The organism is Streptomyces sp. SirexAA-E (assembly GCF_000177195.2).
Taxonomy (GTDB): Bacteria; Actinomycetota; Actinomycetes; order Streptomycetales; family Streptomycetaceae; genus Streptomyces; species Streptomyces flavovirens.
Map to the genome: position 1 here is coordinate 5,617,350 of NC_015953.1, position 19,974 is coordinate 5,637,323.

Here is a 19,974-nt window from a genome sequence, read left to right on the forward strand (position 1 = left end):
ACCGGGAGGCCCTTGCGTCGGCGACGCCTTCAAGGTTCTCGGTCGGAGGCTCTTGACGCTCATATGACGCTTGTCGCTTGAATATGAAGCCTTGGCCGTCCGGAACACTCTCTGGTTGGCAACAGCCGCTTGGCGACTCCCTGACGAGTCCCCAGAGCGCCGAATGTAGTGAATCCGGCAGGCGAAGCAAACCACGCCGGTACAGGGACCACCGTGCACCCCCTCGGGCCGACTGCCGGTTCCCCACACAGTCGCGTGGCGGCTGACCGCATTCCCAGAGAGCGCATCCAGAACAGCCGATGCACATGACGAAACGAACAGGCGGACCGTCTCGCCAAGGTCTACCGCGCTTCTCCACAGCCCATAGCGGTGCAGTGGTGCAGTGGGACGCTCGCACCGGAGACCTTGCCCCTGCCCAAGGTCCGGTCGGCAGGACCCCTTCGGCTGTGCCAGCACGCGGAGCCGGGATCACCTTGGGAGCTGGGTCAAAGGCATCGGCCCGTTGGCTGCGGCACACGATTGCCGCAGCCAACGGGCCTTGCCTGGCGACGCTCTGCGGGTGCTTTGACTCGTCAGTTCAGAAGAGGTCGAGCTCCGCAGACTCGACTGCACCCAGTAGTCGGCATTCTCCGGTCTTCCCGTCAACGCGCAGGTAGCCCGTACCGACGGCCATGTCCCGGGGGTTTCCGTCACGGAGATAGGCAGCTGACTGGCAGTCGAAATAGAAGTCGTTCCCCACTTGGGCGCGTGCCCCTTCGACAAGCGCGAAGGTCATGCCTTCGTGGCTGACCTGCTGGTCCAGAAAGTTCTGGGCCAGCACGGCAGCGTCTTCGATGTCCAGCATCAGTCTGTCCTCAGGAGAGAGAAGTTCCGCCATGGCGAGAGGCTGGCATGTCCCGACTGGCCGTCCAGGAACACGACGTCTCCCTTGACGTTTACCACGTTGAAGACATGGGCCTGTCTGCCCTTCTGACCCATGACGATACCTCTGGCGCCTTCCCCTGCGGTTTTGATCTCATTGACGATGCCGGAGATGGTGGACGACTTGAACTGTCTCCCTCCGTACAGGGCTTCGAGCGGCGCAGTCGAGCCGGCACCCAGCTTGCCCGGAGCCGAGGAGGGAGCGCCGTCGGCGAGCAGACGATCGACTGCCACCGCGCAGGCACGGCAGTTCGTCTCGCCGCCCTGCGGATTGACCAACGCCTTGAGCTGTGGGGTGAGGGGGGTCTTGTAGGGAATGCCCCCATGCCCCAAGGTCACGCCGCCGCCGCCGGGGCCGAATCTAAGGTTCCCCACCTTGAAAGGAGTTGCCTCGGGAGCGACGGCTGCTCGCCGCCACCCGGTCAGTCCTCCGAGTCCGGTGACGGCGAGCTGTTGGGTGAGTTCGTCAGCTGCTTCGGCGTAGAGGTCGGCGAGTGCGTCGCAGCCTTGTTGGCGGAGCATGTACTCGGCGCGGTAGAGGCGGTAGGCGGGGCGGACGGGGAGGTACTTGTCGACGAACGCCCCGGCGCCTCCATTGGCGCCGGTGAAGGCGTCCTGGGCGTCCCCGAGGAACTCGAAGGGCATCTTGAGCCCTTGCAGGAAGCCGTTGCCGAAGATCTTCAGTCCCTCGCCGAGGCTGTCGACGTGTCCGTTGCCGTTGTCATCGCCCGGAACCGGAGCAAGGCCGCTCGGGTCGGTCAGCGCGGTGGGCTTGTTGTCGGCGTAGGCGTACGGGGATACGTAGGGAGTCGAGGCACCGCGCGCAGCCGGGTCGGTGCTGGTGAAGCGGCCGGTGGCGGGGGTGTACTGGCGGGCGTGGAGGTCGATGTTGCCGGTGGTTGCCTCATAGCGGGCACCGGTGTACGTGGGGGTGCTTGGGGGTGCGCCGGTGGTGACGGTGCCCAGGACGCGGGTGCCGTAGGGGTCGTAGGCCCAGCGCTGGTGGAGGGCGCCGGTGCTGCTGGTGACGTCGAGCGGGGAGCCCTGGGTGTCGTGGTGGTAGTAGAAGACCGCGCCCGTGCCGGTTTTGGTGGCGGCGGGCTGGCCGAGGGGGTCGTAGCGGTAGGACTGTTTGACGGTCCAGGCGCTGTCGTACTCGGTGGCGAGGATCGGCAGTGGTGCGTTGGGGTCCCACTGGGTCCGGCTGGTGACCGTGCCGTCCTGGAGCGTGGCGACCTGATTGCCGCCGGCGTCGTGGTCGTAGGCGTAGTCGGCGCCTGCGACGGTGGCGGAGGAGATCTGTCCGGCCAGGTCGTAGGTGAAGGTGTCGGTGCCGGCCTTTGTCTGGTTGCCTTCCGCGTCGTACTCGTATGCGGTGGTGGTGGCCCCGGCGGTGGTGGAGGTGAGCTGGTCGGCGTCGTCGTAGGCGTAGTTGGTTGACGTGGTGCCGAGGGTGGAGGTCAGGCGGTTGCCGACCTTGTCGTAGGTGTAGGACGTGGTGCGGGTCGCGGCGCAGCCGGTGATCCAGGGCTGGGGGTAGCAGCCGGAGGTCAGGCGGCCGGCGGTGTCGTAGGTCTGGTCGTAGCCGCCGGTGCCGACTCCGGCCCGGGTGACGTCGACGCGGGTGGGCAGACCGGCCGCCGACAGGGTCAGGGCGGTCTTGGTGACCGTAGTGCCCGCCTTGGTGGAGGTGACGGCGGTGACGCGGCCCGCTCGGTCGTAGGTGCGTTCCTCGGTCTCCGTGTTGGGCAGCGCCGTCTTGGTGAGGTTGCCTGCCGCGTCGGAGGTGTAGGTGGTGGTGGTGCCGTCGGCCGTCATCGTGGCGGTGCGGCCGTCCTTGTCGTAGGTGTAGCCGATGGTGTTGCCGTCGGAGTACTTGCGGGTGAGCATCTGCCCGGCGGCGTCGTAGGTGTAGGCGAAGCCGCGGGTCTTGGTGAGGTCACCGACCGCGTTGTAGACGAAATCCTCGGAGATCTTCGCGTTGGCGCGGGCGGTCATCTGCCCGGCGTCGTCGTAGCCGAGGGTGACGTCCGGCGTGGAGTCCGAGTAGTCGATCTTGGTGATCAGACCGCGGGCGTCGTACGTCCGGGTGGTGGTGCCGCGGGGCGTCGTCACCTTGACCGGATTGCTGTCCGCGTCGTACGCGTACGACGTCGCCCGGTCCAGCGGGTCGGTGACCGATGTCAGGCGGTGCGCCGCGTCGTAACCGTAGGAAGTGACGTGGCCGTTGGCGTCGGTGCGACCGGTCATGTTGCCGACCGTGTCGTAGCCGTAGGTGGTGGCCGCGCCGCCGGGGGCGGTGACGGTGGTCAGCTGGTCGAGCTTGTCGTAGCTGTAGGTGGTGGCGCGCTGGTCGGCGTCCGTGCTCCGGGTGAGTTTTCCGACGGCGTCGTACTCGGTTCTGGTCACGTTGCCGAGCGGGTCGGTCACAGCGGTCACGTTGCCGACCGTGTCGTAGCCGTAGGTGGTGGTGTACTGCGCGGGGGAGGCTCCGGTGACGTTGCCTCGCGGGTCCACGGCCGTGGCTTGGCGGCCGTCGTCGTCGTAGGTCCAGCTCTCCTTGTTGCCCAGGGGCGAGGTGCTGCTGAGCAGGTTCCCGTCGGCGTCGTAGGTGTAGGTGCTGGTTTCGCTCAGCTGGTTGGTGCTGCTGGAGAGCCGATTGTTCTTGTCGTAGACGGACAGAGTCGTCTTGCCTGCGGCGTCGGTGACCTTGGTGACGTTGTCGTTGGCGTCGTACGTGTAGCCGGTGGTGTGGCCCAGCTGGTCGGTGTTCACCAGCGGCCGGTTGATCGCGTCGTAGGTCGTGGTGGTGAACGCGCCGGTGGGACCGATGGCCTTGGTGCTGTTGCCTGCGGCGTCGTAGGCGTAGCTCGTCGTATATGCGGCCGGGTCATTGCCTGTGACGTTGCCGCGCGGGGAGACGCTGGTGAGCAGGCGTCCCACCTTGTCGTAGGTGTAGGTGGTCTTGTTACCGGCAGCGTTCGTCTCGGAGGCGAGGTACCCGGCGGCGCTGTAGGTGCGGGTGACGAACTTCCCCGCCGCGTCTGTCGTCCTGGTCAGGTGCCCGGCGTCGTCGTAGGCGAATGCAGTGGTCTCGCCGTCGGGGTTCTCCGCGGTGAGGAGCTGCTCCGCGCCGTTGTAGGTGTAGGCCGTGGTGCGGCCCAGCGGGTCGGTGGCCGAGCTGAGCAGCCCGCGCCCGTCGTAGGCGTACGTCGTCGTGTAGGCGGTGGCGTCGGCGCCGGTGACGTTGCCGCGCGGGTCCGTCTTGGTCAGGATCCGCCCGGCCGCGTCGTAGGTGAACGTCGCCTTCTCACCCAGGGGTGTGGTCACCGAGGTGCGGTTACCGGCTGTGTCGTAGCCGTAGGTGGTGACCTTGCCGCGTGGTGTCTTCACCGTCTGGACGGCGCCGAGTGTCGTGTACGTGTAGGCGGTGGTGCCGCCGAGCGGGTCGGTGGTGGTCGTCAGCTGGTTGGACGTGTTGTACGCGTAGGTCGTCTTGTTGCCGCGGCCGTCGGTGTGGCTGGTGATGTTGCCCGAGGAGTCGTATGTCCAGATCTCCTTGTAGCCGAGCCCCGACGGCGAACTGCGCGTGAGCATGCGGCCGGCGCTGTCGTACGTCATCGACGTGGTGTTGCCGCGCTGGTCGGTGATGCCGACAGGCCGCAGATTGCGGTCGTAGTCGTAGGTGATGCTCTTGCCGTACGGGTCGATGGTCGACATGAGGACGTTGCCGGAGTAGACGTCGGTCCACACGCCGCCGTCGGGCGCCGTGGTGTGCGACTCGCGGCTGCCGTCCCAGGTGAACGTGCTCGTCTTGGTGTTCTGGTCGGTTTGGGAAGCGATCCGGCCTGCGGTGTCGTAGGTGTTGCTGACCTTGCCGCCCGCGGGGTCGGTGTAGGACGACAGCCGCTTGTTCGCGTCGTACGTGTACGAAGAGGTCTTTCCGGCGGGATCGGTCACCGAGGTCAGCAGACCACCGGTGTAGCCGTAGGACACCGATGTAGTGTCCGGCAGGGCCACCTTGGTCAGCAGCCCGTCGGCACCGACCGTGAACGTCGTCGTGCGTCCGGCGGCGTCCTTGACGGAGGCGAGCCTGCCGGACACGTACGTCAGGCCCAGCCCCTTCCCTGCCTTGTCCACGACGGAGGTGAGCTGACCACCGCTGGTGAAGGTCCGCTTGGTGTGGTCGGGCGTGGTCAGGACGTAGTCACTGGTCCCCTTGACCAGCTTGGCCGCCGACCCGGCCGGGGTTTTGTACGTCCCGTCGCCGTTCTGCGTGAACACGAACGACGCCCCGTCGTCCGCCCGGTAGGTGGCCTTTCCCGTCGCGACTGTGAGCTTCGAGTCGAACGGTGTCGCCCAGCCTCGGCCCAGCAGGCCCGCCGCGGTCGAGTCGGAACGGTATGTGCGTTCCAGGGCTAGGGGCACACCTGGGCCGACCAGGGACGCATCGGTGAGCTGTTCGAAGAACATGCCGGTCGCCGTGTTGACCGGGTCCGCACGGTGAGCCTGCGCGTAGCAGGTGCAGATGCCCGCCTGCGCTCCAGGGATGTCAGGCGTGTAGAAGGCTTCCACCAGGGGGGAGGTGGTTCCGTCCGGACTCGAGGACCCGTCCGCGCCGGTGAGGAAGATCCAGGCGTAGTACTTCTTGCCGTCCTCGAGATGCCCCCCGAGCGTGCTGCCGCTCCACCAGAAGCACTGGTCGGCGGGGTATGCGTTGCCTGGCCACCATCCGTAGCACCAGGCGCCGTTGTCGAGATAGCGGCCCGAAGGGTCACCGGTGGAGCGCTTGATCTCCTGTTGGAGGACGAAGTTCCCCGCCTCGTCGCGGACGTAGAGCCACATCCCGGACACCTGGGATGCCGCCGTGCCCGTCGGCAGCTGCAACTGCCCGCCGATCGACAACATCGCCGGGTAAGCAGTGGCGTACGCGCTGACCCACGAGGGATTCCCTGTGGCCTGTGCGTCGAACGGAGCTGCCGATCCGTTGGCGGCCGGGCCTCGGTCGGCGGGCTCGGTGGGACGGGGGTGCGGTGTCCCGGACGGCTTTTCCGCGCGCGGGTCGATGTAGTTGTGCATGGGCGACAGCTGGCCCCGGTCCCGCTTCACCTGCTGGCGTCTCTCGGCCAGCGTCATGGCCTTGGGCGGCTTCGGGAGGTCCGACGCGGTTCTCACGGCGGCCGTCGTTGTGGCAGCCGACGGGGGTACAGAGGCCTGTTGGCCTCCGGGGGAGGCCCAGGAGGGGATGGCCCCTGGGACGGCTAGGAGCGCCAAGGCCAGGAGTGTGGTGAGGAGTCTTCGTGCTTGTGTGTGCACCGTGCATCACCCGTGAGTAGGTCGTGAACAGAGTCGGGGTGATGCTTGATCCAAAAATGGATCGAACTAACGCACGACAGCGAATGGGGCTGGATCCCGACGCGTCGCACCGAACGGCGCCCGGAGTGTCCCCTGGCCGGATGGTCACCCAGCCGTCCCTTGATGAGCGATTGGCGTGAACACGCCTTCCTGCCCTGGAAGCGGTAGTTGAACACCCGGAGAGCAGCCGGCCAAGCCTGGGTTTCCTATCCGAGACCGGCGTGGTTGCGGCGACTGGCGGGGGAGTCAAGGTGCGCCTCGAGTGTCAGACGCATCTGCCGCTCAGCCAGGATTTCAGCTCCTTCGGCCAGGTGGTGGCCATCGGTACCGAGGTGGTCGGCAGACCGTAACGGCTCAGCCTGTTCAGCCACGTCGCGTAGTTGCCGGAGGCCGCCGGGGCGGGCTCCTCCCAGCCGATCCCGTCGACCCAGCGCGGGTGGTTCCTGAGCGTGATGCCAAGGCCCGCCGCCTCGATTCGCTGCTTGAGCGCGGCCTTCAGATCGACGTTGTCGCTCCCCGTGTAGATCATGATCTGCTGGGAGGCGATCCGTTGCTTGATGGGGGCGATGACCTCGTTCCATGCGGTCTCGCGGATGGTGGCGTCACTGTTGAGGAGTGACTGCCCGGCCTCACCCTTGAGTTCGACGAGGGCGGCCATGTTCTGGCTTCTGGCGCTGTCGAGCCATTCCCGGAAGGTGTACACGGTCTCACCCTTGTACGGGCCTCGGTCGATGGTCCGGTCCTTGAGCTGGTCGGCTCCGGTGGCCCACCAGACCGCGTTCGCGTCGGCTGTCGGTCCCGTCAGGCCTCTGGTCGACTTGTTGTGCCACATCACGCCCTTGGTGCCGTCCTTGGTGAGCTGAAGGTCGGCCTCCACACCGGCTGCTCCCCAGCTCTTCTGCTGGGCAAGCCCTGTGGGGTGGTTCGGCTGGCGAATCTGGTCCCGCTCCCACCCCGGCGCTTCTGCCGGATAGCCGCCGTGTCCGAAGACCGTCGGGCAGATCGGCAGCCCTTCCGAGTGGCGCTCGACCAGACGCATCCTGTCGAAGGTCCAGCCTGTCTCGGTTTCCCAGCCGTGCAGGTCTCCGGTGAGGGTTCCGTCCGCCTGGGCGGTGAAGGTGATGGTCTTCACCGTGCCCAACCGGAGGTCGGTGTAGCCGTAGACCGTGGCGAGGTCGTCACGGCCGTCACCGTTGTAGTCGCCGGTGACCATCTTCATACGGGACCGTTCGTACCAGCCCGCCGGCCTGTTCAGGATTTCGCGGCGATTGCCGAACTCACCTTCGGTGTCGAGGTCGAAGCCGATCAGGGCGTCGTGCCCGTCGGCGTAGTCGTACCAGGCGGCGATGGAGTCACGACCATCACCGTCGAAGTCACCGGAGTGCACGGTCGCCCGGCTGAACGTCCAGCCGGTGGTGGACTCCCAGCCGCGGACCGGCTCGGCGAACCCGCCTCCGGGCTCGCCCGTGAAGGACATCAGAGTAACGGTGCCGGAGGCATAGCCGTACAGCACACCCAGGTCGTCGCGGCCGTCGCCGTCGTAGTCGCCGGTGGCGAACTTCATACGCCCGACCTCCCACCCATCCGCTGCAGCGCGCGCGAAGGACGAGAAGGGGCTGGCGAAGCCGCCGTCGGACCGGGCGAGGAACGTGAACAGCTTGTCGTCGCCGTTGCGGTAGTCGTACCAGGCGGCGATGTCGTCGCGGCCGTCACCGTCGAAGTCCCCGGCCTCGGCGGTGATGGCGTCGAAGGTCCAGTTTCCGGGGGCCACGGTCCAGGAGGTGAGGCGGGTGCCGAATTTCCCGTCCCCCTTGCCGAGCCAGGTGAACAGGGAGACCTTTCCGTCGTCGTAGCCGTAGAAGGCGGCGACGTCACCCGTCCCGTCTCCGTCGAAGTCACCGGTGACGTACTTCATGTGCTCGGCCCAGTAGTTGCCCTCGGTCGCCTCCCACCCCTTGAGGGGCCCGGAGAGGCTGCCGTCGGGGCCGGCTGCGAAGGTGTGCATGGCGTCGCTGCCGTCTGAGTAGTCGTACCAGGCCACCATGTCGCTTCGGCCGTCACGGTTGTAGTCGTGACGGGGGCCCCTCTCGGCAACTGCCCGCACGGTGGCCACGTGTGCCCCACTGCCCGCCGCGTCGGCGCTTCCGGCAGCTACGCCGCTGACCTGAGGAAGTTCGGTGTCCTCGGCGGCCCCGGCCGGAGCGACCGCCACCGGTTCGCCGCGCACCTGGGCGCTCACGCTGCCGGTACCCGCCTGCAGACCGAGCAGGGCGCACACGACAGCGGCGCAGACTATGCCCGTGGGTCTTTTCATCCGGTTGTTCATCCCCCTTGTTGCTGCTTGCCGCTTCTGCCACTCGACGAAGCGGACGCGCCCGCGTTGCGCGGACGCGCTTGCGCTCAGCCGCCTCAAGTGAGGGGCCCCCACCCCCAGAAAGTGCACGCATATTCGATGAGACGACTCCGGCGCCGATTCGACCACTAGCCCGGCACCCTGTACCAGCCGGTATCGGGCCGTTCGAATAGCCATGGCCGAAGAGCGACTGCACTCGACACCGACGACTGCGGCACGGGGCAGCTCCCGCATCGCAGCACAAACGCTGTGGTGAGTCCTGCCCGAACTTCGCCGTGGAGCCGGAGACTTCAGTGGGAGGTCATGGCGATTGCGACTCAGCTCGAAGCGCGGAGAGTACCGCTGCCCAAGATCTTCTGCGACGACGACTACCAGCCTGGACGGTGGTACATGTCACCTCACTGGCTGAGCTCGCGGACCAGCCGGCCCCCACCAGGGCTGGCGTCGACTTGAGCGTTCTCCTTCCAGCCGCGAAACCATCGCCACCTCGATGTCCGACCGTGGGCACGACGATCCGGCAAACCAACGCGATCAGCAACGACCCAGATCAGAAAGCTTACCGGAGGGGAAGCCGCCCCCTTCGGTGTCGCGTCCTCGGCGGTGGGTCGCGTAGCCCAGAAGCTGGGCCCGTTTCTCGCGTTCCAGCCCGTGGCCCGCCGGTTGGTGCGACCGTTTTGTGGATCGTCGACGGCTCCCTGGCCCCGGTGCGTGACCGGGACTCCATCGGCCGTCAGATGCTGGACTCCGTGTCGTCGGACAGATCCTTGCCGCGCTCGGGGCAGTGCCGCAGTCACCTACGCGCCCACCGGCCGGTTGCCCCTGGCCTGCGTGGATAACCTCAGACTTATCTGTCTATTACAAACTGGTTGTTGTTCCTGCCTGATCGCTGCCGCATCGTGGGGCACGCGCCACGTGCGGATCCTGTGTTGCATGTGAAGACAAGTCGGAGGAACAGTGCTCGTAATGCATGTCTGCAGGCTCACCGCAGCGTCGAGTTCTGGTTACTCACCACCTCCTCAGGTGGTGCCTACGACTGGCCACGTGTCGGCTGACTCTGGGTGACGGACGGCGTATCGGGCTGTTCGACATCTGCGCGAACGCGCCCGGAGCGGACTGGCCGTTCCTGCCCTGTGCGGCGTCGGCCGGGCAGCTGGGCGACGCAGGGACCGTAGGGGGCGGCAGCCGCGTCCCGGCACCCCGCTGCCTCAGGGCGTATGTGGATGGGGCGGGGAACCGCAGGGGCGCACCAGGGCGGCGAGTTGGTCGCCAAGGACGGCTTGCGCATATCGGCAGTCCATTCGCGCCGGCCGACCTACGGACGCCGTGATCGGCGGTTTCGTCGGCAAAGCGCGAGACGTGGGTTCTCACTGGGCGGTTGAACGGCTCTTCCCGGGCGGCCTCGTCTCGTTCCATCGCTTGCCAAACCCTGCCCACGCGCGGTGTCGAGCGCTCGTTTGGCTTTTCTGATTCGGCATGCTCTTCAGTCCGTTACGGAGCATGACATGTTCTGGACATTGCATCAGCAAGATGCGGTTGCCATGAGGAAAGAAAGAGAAGATGCCTCCTAGATCGAATGAAAAACGTTTCATCTGGCGCCTCACCGTGCCCGTTGCTGCCGTACTGAGTACGGTCGTCTTCGGCGCTGCGGCTGCGGCTTCGGTGCCGGCCGGCACGACTGCCGCCCCGATGACCGACTCTCCGCAGAAGAGCGACCCGGGGACAGGAAGATTCGGCGGCCAGGGAGCCGTGACACCCCGTCAGGACGAGGGGGCGCGCAGCCGCGCGACAGCGGATTCCCCGGTCACCCGTAGTGAGGCGCTCAAGCGCGCCGCGAGCTGGGTGGGCAAGGGCCTCCCGTACAACCAGGGTGCGTACCACGACGGCTATCGCACCGACTGCTCCGGGTACGTCTCCATGGCCTGGGGCCTGTCGAGCTCGCAGGCCACGAACACCTTCGTTCCGAACGGGTACGGGGAGTGGATATCCAAGGACGACCTGAAGCCGGGCGACGCACTCAACAACGACTCGGCCGGTAACTCCGGGCACATAGCCCTCTTCGAGAAGTGGGAGAACTCGGCTCACACGTCCTACACCGGCTACGAGTTCACGGGCAGCGGCGTGCATCACCGCTCCATCCCGTATCCCTACTATTCGGGCTACGGCACGTTCAAGCCGATGCGGTACAAGAAGATCGTCGACGACAGTGCCCCGGTTCCTGAGGTGTCGGTGGCGGAGCCGTCGCAGCGGGTGCATGCGGACTTCAACGGTGACGGGCGTGATGACGTCGCGGTCCTGTACGGCTATGACGATCACACGGTGTCGTTGTTCACGTTTCTGGCCAAGAGTGATGGGGGGTTCGCGGCTCCGGTGAAGTCGTGGACGTCGCAGCCCAATTACTGGACGTTCAAGAGCGTCAAGATGACGGCCGGTGACTACGACGGTGACGGTCGTTCCGAACTGGCGGCGATGTACGACTACGCGGACGGGTCTGTCGCTCTGTTCACCTGGCCCAGCAATGCCGACGGCACTTTCCAGGCGCCCCGGAAGTCCTGGGAGACCGCACCGGGCAACTGGTATCCCGAGCATGTCCAGCTTGCCTCGGGGGATTTCGACGGTAATGGCCGCGACGATGTAGCCGCGTTCTACGGCTACTCGGACGGGCGTGCCGCCCTGTTCACCTTCACATCGGCAACCGGCGGTGGTTTCTCGGCCCCGGTCAAGAGCTGGAATGTGCCCGAAGCGTACTGGTGGGGCGAGCACGTCAAGTTTACCAGCGGCGACTTCAATGGTGACGGCCGTACCGATGCGGCTGCTCTCTACGGCTATGACGACGGTACGGTTTCTGCCTTCACCTGGATAGCGAACTCCAGTGGAGGGTTCGGTGCACCGACGAAGTCGTGGACGGTTTCTCCGGGGAACTGGACATTCGAGAGTGTCAAGCTCACCTCGGGTGACTACAACGGCAACGGGCGCGATGACCTTGCCGCCATGTATGACTACGCGGACGGTTCCGCCGCCATGTTCACCTGGCTCAGCGACACCGACGGCACCTTCCTCGCGCCCCGGAAGTCGTGGGAGACCGCACCGGGCAACTGGTACCCGGAACACGTGCAGTTGGTCTCGGGTGACTACGACGGGAACGGCCGCGACGACGTCGCCGCTTTCTACGGCTACGACGACGCCCGCGCCGCCCTCTTCACCTTCAAGTCGGACACCACTGGCAAATTCGCCGCACCCGTCAAGAGCTGGAACGTTCCCGCCAAGCAATGGTGGGGCGAACACGTAAAACTCGGCTGACACCGCACCGCGAAAGCGTTGACCGTTTACATGCCTGCGCACCTTCGACCTCACCGTTCCTGAAAACAAACTGCTCAGGTCTGATGGCGGTACCTGGAAATAGCTCATCTACCACCTCACCTGTGCCGCCCGCCAGGTATTACGGGACAGCTCATGGCGCACCCGGACGGGTGCTGTCGTGTGTCGGCGGGCCTTCGTGGGCAAGTCAGCCGGTTCGTGGGCCGGTATCCCGTGCGGCCTGTGCCAGTGCCCGGATGGCGTCGGTTTCCTGGGCTGTGGGCCAGATCAGGGCCCATTCCCCTGTCGGTGCGTCGTACGGGCGGAGGTAGCGCAGGCCGGGCCAGCGGTAATAGCGAGCGGCGTCGCCGTGGACGAGACTGACGGCGTGGCCTGCGGCGACGGCCGCTGCGACTTCCTGGAAGGTGGTGACCTTCGGTCCTCGTCGGATGGGACGACCGCTGGGAGTATGGGTGGGGACGAGAGTCTGCAGCCAGTATTCGGGCGTGGGCGGTCCGGAGTAGGGAAGAACCCAGTCCGCGAGGTCCTCCATGCCCACCTCGTCCCGAGCTGCCAGCGGGTGATCGGTGGCCACCATGAGCAGCAGTGGTTCGGCGTCGATCACGGGACCGACGGTGAGATCGGGCTCTCGGACGGGCAGCCATGCGGATGTGACTTCAACGGTGCCGTCGCGCAGCGGGCCGAAGGGGTCGGTGAAAAGCATTTCCCGTATGCGCAGCTCGACGTCGGGATTGCGGTTGCGGAACAAGTTCAAGAGGTCGGCCTGGTCGTGTGCTTGGGGACCGTGGAGGCCAAGAGTGAGTGTGGTCGCGGCACTGCGGGCGGCGTTGGTCGCATCATGGATGCCATCACGTATCCGCTGGTAGCCGGCGCTGAGGTCTTCGCGCATTCGGGCACCGATAGGCGTCAGTTCGACGCGGCGGCTGCTCCGGGCGAACAGAGGGGCGCCGATCTGCCGCTCCTGCTTGGCAATGGACTGGCTCACGCGTGCCTGCGACACGTGCAGGCGTTCCGCGGTCCGGCCGAAGTGCAGTTCCTCGGCCAGCGCCAAGAAGATCTCTATGTCGCGCAGCTCCACTTTCGTCCCCCAACAACCGCCTCCGACAACTCCACGGTTATCTGATCATGCGGAACCGGCGGGTGTTCACACGTTCGCCTCACCCGGTCGCGGCACCCGGCCCGAAGGGACGCGTGGTGCGGCTCGGGGACGCGGGGCGTTCCGCGACGGCGTAGGCGGGAGCGCGGGCAGCCTGAACCTCGGCCGCTTCCGGCATCGTTGTCACTCGCCTCGTCCCCCCCCCTCGTGAGAGGGAGGCCGACGAGGTTCAGGTGGCTGACTGGGTGTACGAGGTCAGGACGTTGGTTACGCCGTCTCGTAGTCGAGCCGCCGGGGGCTGGTTCCCGCTGGAGGTGTGGGGCCGGTGGTAGGTGTAGTGGATGTTCCAGACGCCGAGAGCGTCGCGGCGTTGGTCTTCTGATGTCCAGGTGCGGGCGTACAGGAACTCCTCGGAGATGATCCGGTCGTAGCGCTCCACCTTCCCGTTGTGGCGCGGCGTGCAAGGCGTCATCCGCTGGTGACGCGAGCCGGGCGGCGCCCGTGGGAAGGCTTCGGCGCGGTGCGTGAATGCCATCGCAGTAACTGCTTTCTCGTTAGGCAAAGCCTCGGTGCAGGCGAGTCGGGGGTAACCGTCGACCGCGGAGTGCAGGTAGACGTTGCCGCCCCGCTTCGTCCTCCTCTTGGAACGTTCGGCTGCCTTGGCCTGGCCGCCGAGCGATGATCTTGCGTGGGTCGCGGTTTGAGGAGCCGTTCGGGTCAATGAACTTGCGGCGGTTCAGCCCGAGAGCGAGAAGGTGACGAGAGACCGTGCGACAGCTGACCTTGATGCCCTCGGCTCGGAGTTCGAAGGCGATCAGGAGGCTGACCACTTCTGCGTGCGCCGTGGGTCCTCGATCCGTGCCACGGCGTCCGCAGAGACTGCTGCCGGTTGGCGGTGAGGGGCCGAGGAACGATCCAGGAGGCCGAGCTCCCCGTCCTGGCGGTGGCGGTTGACCCACTTCGATGCGCACGCACGAGAGATGCCCATCTCGGCGGCCACATGCGTGATGGGACGGGTACGGCAGCGTTCGACCAGCCGCCGACGACCTTCGAGGGACAGCGGCGCGTTGCGATGAACCATCCGCGTCAGCGTGCTCCGGGACGCATCGCAGCCGCGGTGTCCACCGCGACGGCCAGCGCATCGGTGGGCGATCGGTCGAGCAGTCCCACAAGGTCGGGGCTGGAGTTGCTGAGGAACCCATGGCGGACGCTGCTGGCGATCGAGGCGAGCATCGGCGGCTGGAACGGCAGCAGTGCGTCGTCCGCGAGGAGCCGGGCGCGGTACTCGCTGAGCCCGATCGCTCGGTGGGCGACGTCGAGACGTTCGGCGACGTCACCGGCGGTGATCGGGTCGCCGACCAGGTCATAGGTCTTGTCGACGTGCGCGGTCGGGTGGCTGGCAACGACGGCTGCGGCTGCGGCCAGGTCCGCCCGAGCCACCGCAGAGAGAGCGCCATCACCAAAAGCTGACTCCAGGCCATCGGGTGTCCACGTCAACAACCCTCCGAAGAGCTCGGCGTAGAGACCATTGCGCAAGATCGTCCATCCGAGACCGCTGGCCTTGACCAGGTCCTCAGTGGCGCGGTGGGCGAGCGCGAACCCAAGATGATCCCCGGCGCCGGTCAGGCTGGTGTAGATCACGTGCGCGACGCCGTCCCGGACCGCAGCGTCAAGAAGGGCCCGGTGACGAGCGATGACCTGGTCGTCCTCCGCATACCCGGCCGAGACCAAGACCAGCGTCGAGACACCGGTGAGGTCCAGGCTGGTCCGGTCGTCGAAGTCCAGTCGGCGCTGCCCGACGGCGGGTGTTCGGCTGCCGCCCAGAGCGGGCACCTTCCGGTCGGCCAACTCCTGGAGCGTGAGGGAGGCAAGCTGTCCGTTCGCGCCGGTCACCATGATCACTGTCGTTCAATCTCCTACCGTGGTTCTCTTCAGTAACTACGGCGATCCTGAACCGACCGCGGTCGGCCCACAAGGAGGCAGTTCCATGTCAGTGACGCACACCGATGTAACCGCTGGCCCCGCAGCGCTGGAACCGTGCGGGCAACCGGACCACCCCGACTGCGGAATCCGCGACGTTCTCGACCGCGTGGGCGACAAGTGGTCGGTCCTCGTGATCGTCGAGCTTGCGAACGGGGCGCGGCGCTTCCGGCAACTCCAGCGCGCCATCGACGGAATCTCCCAGCGGATGCTGACGCTGACCGTGCGCCGGCTGGAACGCGACGGACTGGTGATGCGGACCGTCTACCCAACCGTGCCTGCCCAGGTCGACTACCGACTCACCGAGACCGGCGCAAGCCTGACCCACCTCGTCAAGGCACTGGCCGACTGGTCACTCGAGCACCGAGACACCATCGCCCAAGCCCGCCAGGCTTACGACGCGCAGCATCCCGACAACGAGATCCGATGACCATCGGCGTCAACAACGTCATGACCCGCAACAACGAGGCTCATCAGGAGTCGTGGAGGCAGGTGACTCCATGAGTGCGGTGGAAGGCCGCCGGCAGCCGGTCGGGCCGCCCCGCTCGGCCCAGCAGGAGCCGGCGGTCGGTCGGGACGCCGAGCGGTCCGTACTCGTCGAGGTGAAGGTGCGGTCGGGGCGCCGGGGTAGCGCGTACTCGGTCCGGTCCAGCTCGGCGTCGAAGCCAGGGGCAGTGGACTCCTTCCTCGTGCGCTGGAAGGTGGTTCCGCGGCGGACCAGCAGCGTCTGCAAGGCCTCGCGGCCGATCTGTATCGGACGGGCGACGTCGCGCCGCAGGTGGTCGGTGAGTTGCCGGACCGACCAGCGGGTGCAGGCTTGCTGAGCCTGACCGGGCGGGTCGTGGCCGTCTCGCACATAACCGGTTGCCCGTCGGCGGTGGTGGTGTGTCCAATGACCGGCGAGATCACGCGGGCGCGTCCGCCTCGGTGAGACGGGGGAGACGCGAACCGCCGGCCCCGCCCGGCGCGGAGCCGGGCGGACCGCGACCGCATCGTCCGAGGGGAGACGCCGCCCGATGAACACGCCACCGCTGCCGTCCGGAGCCGAGCACGCAGATGGGTACTCCGTCCGTCTCGGCGCCCTCGCGCCCCTGACACGGCCCGGCTGGGCCGAGTCGGGCCGACACCTCCTCGCGGGACTCGACCTGGCCGTCCGTGAGGTCAACGGCGCCGGCGGGATCGACGGCAGACCACTGGAACTGGTGGTCCGGGACACCGCGGCAGATCCGGAGCGGGCCGCGGCGGCCGTGGACGAACTGGCCGCTCTGGGCGTGGCCGCGGTGGTGGGCGAGTACCACAGCGTCGTCGCCCGCGCCGCCGCCACCCGGGCCGACGCCCTCGGCGTGCCGTTCCTCTGCTCGTCCGCCGTGCTCGACACGCTCACCGAGGAACCGACCGAGTGGGTCGCGCGCCTGGCACCGGCTCAGTCCCACGGCTGGCGGATCTACGCGGACTTCCTCCTGGGCGCCGGCCGACGCCGGATCGCCGTGGCGACCCAGCCGAGCGTCTACTGGGCGTCCGGCACCCGCATCCTGAGGGACCACCTCGCCGCCCACGGCGGCAGCGTCCTCGAACTCGACGCGAACGCACTCACCCCGGACGCCTTGTGCGACGCGCTCGTCGACCACGGTGCGACGGCGCTCCTGCTGCTGGTCGGCCATCCGGAACCGGCGGTGCCGATCGTCAGGGCCGTCCGGGGCGACCGACGACTCGGGAAGATCCTGATCGGTGCTCCTGCCGGACAGCCGGAGCTCACCGAATGGCTCACGGCGCTGGGCGGGGAAGGGGCAGGGATCCCGTTCCTCCGCTATCTGCCCGAGCGCCTCGGCCCGCTCGGCGAACGCGTCCGGAGGGAGCTGGGCGAACGGCTGGGCGAGGCGCCCTCCTTCGTCGCCTTCGAGGGGTGGGACACCGTCGCCGTCATGGCGGCGGTACTGCGGTCCCACGGGACGGACCGCTCGGCCGTCGCCGCGGCATGGCCCGGCGTGGCGGTCGAGGGCACCCGTGGGCCGATCCGGTTCTCCCGTACGCCGGGTGTCGGCGTACGGCAATGGGCCTGGGCACCCGTCCAGGTCGTCGACCGGGACCCGGCCGACCCCGATCGCTTTCGCGTCCTCCACGCCGGCTGACAGGTGAGCCCGGGCTTCCGGTGGCGCACCGGAGGAGGGCAACCTGCTGCCGTGCGACTGAGTGACCACGTCAACGGCGTCAGCCTTCGTCCGCTGCGCTACCAGTTCCCCACCGCCAGCGGTGACCCCTACGACGACAACTGGCTGGTCATCGCGGGGTCGGTCACCACCCCCGGCGGTCGATGGGCCTTCGCCGATCCCTGCCTGCTGACCCAGGAGGCGCGCGAGATCGCTCACTGGCTCCGCGCGGTCGCAGCGGGACGGGTGGCTGTGGCCCGACCGGAGGACGGTGAGGAGTCCTCCCCCGGCCTGGAGTTCCTCGAACCCGTCCTGGCGTTCGACCTCGTCGACCGGACCGAGGACGGGGCGGTGCTTCGCGTACACCTGTCCTTGGCGGCAGCTCCCCCGGGGTGGCGGGACGAGGACGTGTACCAGTACGCCCTGGACGTGCGGCTGGACACGTCTGCGGTGCTTCGGGCGGCCGACGGGTGGGACCAGGCCCTGGGCGCCTTCCCGGAACGCTGATCACCTTCCGGCGAACCGTGGTCCGTACGGCCACGGTCAGGTCGCCCGGGCTCCGTCGTTTCCGCGTCGTACGCGGGCGGTGGCGGCTGCCCGGTGTGCCGGCCTCCGGCCTCGCCGTCCGCGGTCGGTGCCCTGACCGGCGCCGCCGCATGGGGCCGGTACGGCGGGGCACGCGCGGGAGGCACCACCGCCCCGCCGCGGCGTCACCGCCGTGTGCACTCCCCGGCGGGCCTCGGAGGGCGGCCCCGGATGGGCGCCTGACGGTGCAGATCATCATGTTTCAGACATATCAGCAAGGGAATCGAGTCCAGCATGATTCAGAACCTTGTGCGAGGTGGCGTCGCCGGCGCCGCCGGAACGACCGTACTGAACGCCGTCACCTACGCCGACATGGCGTGGCGGGGGAGGGGTGCCAGCGATGCCCCCGCCCAGGTGGTGGAGAAGCTCGCCCAGGCTGTGGGGCATCCGGTCACCGGTTCGGGGGACACCCGGGACAACCGGCTCACCGGGCTCGGCGCCCTGTCCGGGATCTCCGTGGGCTGTGGAACCGGAGTGGCCGTCTCCGCGCTACGGCGTGTGGGCGTCCGCCTGCCGTGGTGGCTGGGCGGCGTGGTCACCGGCGCCCTGGCCATGGCCGCGACGGACCTGCCCATGGCGGGACTGCGCGTGAGTGACCCGACGACCTGGTCGGCCAAGGACTGGGTGTCGGACGCCGTGCCGCACCTCGTCTACGGGCTCGTGACCTATGCCGTCGTGACGGCCGGGGAGGACCGGTCGTGAACCCGGCGGTGGGGGCGCTCGCCAGGGCCGGACTGATCGGCGCGGTCAGCGGCCTGCGCAGCCAGTGGGGGATCGCCGCGGTCTCCTTGAGTGCCCGGCCCGGCGAAACCCCTTTCGCGGCGCAGCGGTTGCTGTCCCGGCCGTGGGTGCGCGGGGCCGTGCTGGCCGCCGCCGCCGGGGAGTTCGTCGCGGACAAGGCGCCGAGCACCCCGAGCCGTCTCGCTCCCGCAGGTCTAATTCCCCGTCTGGTGCTGGGCGCCCTGTCCGGCGTGGCGCTGGCCGGGCGCCGGCGCCCGGCCGTTCCGCCCATCGCCGCCGCGGTGGCCGGGGCCGCCACGGCCGGTGCGTTCGCGGTGGCCGGAGTTCGATGGCGCCGGACGGCGGGTGCCCGCACCGACGCCGTCGCCGCTGCCGCCGAAGACGTTCTGGCCGCGGCCCTGGCCTGGGCCGCCTGCGCCGACGCCGTCCGCCCGCCGCACGGCCGCGGCCGCCCCCGTGACGACTCGGAGCTCGTAGGGGCCGGTGCTCCCGGTGTCGACGACGCTCCCGACGGCGCCGAGGCGTCGCGGACGCAGGCGTACCCCGACCGGCCCGGCGACTGACGGCGGGGCAAGGCCTCGCGCCCCCGCGCCTCGCGTCCGTGAAACAGGCGGCCGGTGCCCGTCCGTGGCACAGGCGGCCGGTGCGCGGGGCGCACGCGCCCGGCGCATGGGAGCGCGAGGCGATCTCCGTGTGCTGCGCTCTCTGCGGGCGTACGCCGGCGGTTATCCGGAATGCCATGGTTCATATGAGGTGATAGTGGGATGATGCGGACATCGGGTGGCTGATTGTTTCCCTTAGGCAAGGGTTGGCATATGTCCCCGGCGAGGCTGATTTTTCGGTGTTCGATTAAGTACTCATAAGTAAGCAGGCGAATTCGCATCTACAGCCGCCTGGGGTCCTCTAGTGTGATTGGCGTGTACGGGGGAAGCCGGGAGGAACCCGGCGCGGTCGCCGGTGCGCCGTCGAATCCGGAGGCGTAACGTATCTCCGCCCATGGGGTCGAGACCCACCACGTGGGGATTGCTCGGTGGTGAGGCTGCCGAGCAATTCGGTGCGGATACGCGTGAACGATCGATGAACGTGCCGTGGAAAAGAGCAGGAACAGAACAGGTGGGGGACGGTCATGACCAATCCTTTCGATGACGAGTCGGGGCGGTTCGTGGTCCTGGTGAACGAGGAGGGCCAGTACTCGCTCTGGCCCGCGCACATCGACATCCCGGGTGGCTGGCGTATCGAGGGGCGGGAAGGGTCGCGCCAGGAGTGTCTGGAGGCGGTCGAGAGCGTCTGGACCGATATGCGCCCCGCCGGTCTGGTGCGGGCGACGGAGGCGGACGCCGGCTAGGGCCGCCCTGGGCCGGCGAACGGAGTCGCCTCAGGTCGGCGAGGTGCCGCCGCCTCTGGCCTGATCGACTTCCGTCTGTTTCGGTCAGAAGTAATCACGCGTGAGCGGAAATCGACTGCTTCTTCGGCCGCGAGTG

The 19,974-nt window shown here is 67.9% G+C and carries 12 protein-coding genes and 1 pseudogene; 7 read left to right on the top strand and 6 right to left on the bottom strand.

The window, feature by feature from the left end; all coding sequences use genetic code 11:
* Positions 1-577: 577 nt before the first annotated feature.
* The 3 genes from SACTE_RS25100 to SACTE_RS35190 all read right to left on the bottom strand — a co-directional run bounded on the left by SACTE_RS25100 (position 578) and on the right by SACTE_RS35190 (position 8,590).
* Positions 578-844, bottom strand: a complete 267-nt coding sequence (locus tag SACTE_RS25100; RefSeq protein ID WP_014048818.1) for a hypothetical protein — start codon at positions 842-844, stop codon at positions 578-580.
* Positions 844-6,057: a DUF6531 domain-containing protein gene (locus tag SACTE_RS25105; protein WP_202434950.1), complete on the bottom strand. Its 5,214-nt coding sequence runs from the start codon at positions 6,055-6,057 to the stop codon at positions 844-846. The genes SACTE_RS25100 and SACTE_RS25105 overlap by 1 nt, the downstream gene beginning before the upstream one ends.
* Before the next feature lie 484 nt (positions 6,058-6,541).
* Positions 6,542-8,590 (bottom strand): FG-GAP-like repeat-containing protein, encoded by a 2,049-nt coding sequence (locus SACTE_RS35190; RefSeq protein WP_202434920.1) that lies wholly within the window; start codon positions 8,588-8,590, stop codon positions 6,542-6,544.
* 1,596 nt (positions 8,591-10,186) lie between these two features.
* Between SACTE_RS35190 and SACTE_RS25115 the strand changes: the two genes are divergently transcribed.
* Positions 10,187-11,926 (top strand): VCBS repeat-containing protein, encoded by a 1,740-nt coding sequence (locus SACTE_RS25115; RefSeq protein ID WP_106707963.1) that lies wholly within the window; start codon positions 10,187-10,189, stop codon positions 11,924-11,926.
* A 205-nt stretch (positions 11,927-12,131) separates the two neighbouring features.
* On the opposite strand, the gene SACTE_RS25120 is transcribed toward SACTE_RS25115, so the two are convergent.
* The 3 genes and pseudogenes from SACTE_RS25120 to SACTE_RS25130 all read right to left on the bottom strand — a co-directional run bounded on the left by SACTE_RS25120 (position 12,132) and on the right by SACTE_RS25130 (position 14,942).
* Complete coding sequence (locus SACTE_RS25120; protein ID WP_014048822.1) at positions 12,132-13,022, bottom strand: LysR family transcriptional regulator; 891 nt, start codon at positions 13,020-13,022, stop codon at positions 12,132-12,134.
* 247 nt (positions 13,023-13,269) lie between these two features.
* Positions 13,270-14,121 (bottom strand): annotated as a pseudogene (locus tag SACTE_RS25125) (leucine zipper domain-containing protein).
* Positions 14,122-14,126: 5 nt separating this feature from the next.
* Positions 14,127-14,942, bottom strand: coding sequence for an NAD(P)H-binding protein (locus SACTE_RS25130; RefSeq protein ID WP_014048823.1), 816 nt, complete (start codon positions 14,940-14,942; stop codon positions 14,127-14,129).
* Positions 14,943-15,027: 85 nt separating this feature from the next.
* Here SACTE_RS25130 and SACTE_RS25135 point away from each other — a divergent pair, with 85 nt between their 5' ends.
* From SACTE_RS25135 to SACTE_RS25165, 6 genes are all read left to right on the top strand, one after another.
* Positions 15,028-15,450, top strand: a complete 423-nt coding sequence (locus SACTE_RS25135) for a helix-turn-helix domain-containing protein (protein WP_014048824.1) — start codon at positions 15,028-15,030, stop codon at positions 15,448-15,450.
* Between the two features lie 586 nt (positions 15,451-16,036).
* Complete coding sequence (locus tag SACTE_RS25145; protein WP_014048825.1) at positions 16,037-17,149, top strand: ABC transporter substrate-binding protein; 1,113 nt, start codon at positions 16,037-16,039, stop codon at positions 17,147-17,149.
* A gap of 51 nt (positions 17,150-17,200) precedes the next feature.
* On the top strand, positions 17,201-17,674 hold the full coding sequence (locus SACTE_RS25150; protein ID WP_014048826.1) for a hypothetical protein: 474 nt from the start codon (positions 17,201-17,203) through the stop codon (positions 17,672-17,674).
* Positions 17,675-17,986: 312 nt separating this feature from the next.
* A complete protein-coding gene (locus tag SACTE_RS25155) occupies positions 17,987-18,454 on the top strand; it encodes a hypothetical protein (protein ID WP_014048827.1) in 468 nt (155 codons plus the stop codon).
* Positions 18,451-19,056 carry a DUF4126 family protein gene (locus SACTE_RS25160; RefSeq protein ID WP_014048828.1) on the top strand — a complete coding sequence of 202 codons (606 nt, stop codon included), beginning with the start codon at positions 18,451-18,453 and terminating at the stop codon, positions 19,054-19,056. Before SACTE_RS25155 ends, SACTE_RS25160 begins: the two co-directional genes overlap by 4 nt.
* 563 nt (positions 19,057-19,619) lie before the next feature.
* On the top strand, positions 19,620-19,838 hold the full coding sequence (locus SACTE_RS25165) for an MbtH family protein (protein WP_014048829.1): 219 nt from the start codon (positions 19,620-19,622) through the stop codon (positions 19,836-19,838).
* Positions 19,839-19,974: the final 136 nt, after the last annotated feature.

What these genes read in the sequence shown, in the direction of transcription:
- SACTE_RS25105 (WP_202434950.1), bottom strand. Translation starts at nt 6,057, where the DNA reads ATGACGCTGGCCGAGAGACGCCAGCAGGTGAAGCGGGACCGGGGCCAG.
- SACTE_RS25135 (WP_014048824.1), top strand. Translation starts at nt 15,028, where the DNA reads ATGTCAGTGACGCACACCGATGTAACCGCTGGCCCCGCAGCGCTGGAA.
- SACTE_RS25155 (WP_014048827.1), top strand. Translation starts at nt 17,987, where the DNA reads ATGATTCAGAACCTTGTGCGAGGTGGCGTCGCCGGCGCCGCCGGAACG.
- SACTE_RS25145 (WP_014048825.1), top strand. Translation starts at nt 16,037, where the DNA reads ATGAACACGCCACCGCTGCCGTCCGGAGCCGAGCACGCAGATGGGTAC.
- SACTE_RS25115 (WP_106707963.1), top strand. Translation starts at nt 10,187, where the DNA reads ATGCCTCCTAGATCGAATGAAAAACGTTTCATCTGGCGCCTCACCGTG.
- SACTE_RS25100 (WP_014048818.1), bottom strand. Translation starts at nt 844, where the DNA reads ATGCTGGACATCGAAGACGCTGCCGTGCTGGCCCAGAACTTTCTGGAC.
- SACTE_RS35190 (WP_202434920.1), bottom strand. Translation starts at nt 8,590, where the DNA reads ATGAAAAGACCCACGGGCATAGTCTGCGCCGCTGTCGTGTGCGCCCTG.
- SACTE_RS25165 (WP_014048829.1), top strand. Translation starts at nt 19,620, where the DNA reads ATGACCAATCCTTTCGATGACGAGTCGGGGCGGTTCGTGGTCCTGGTG.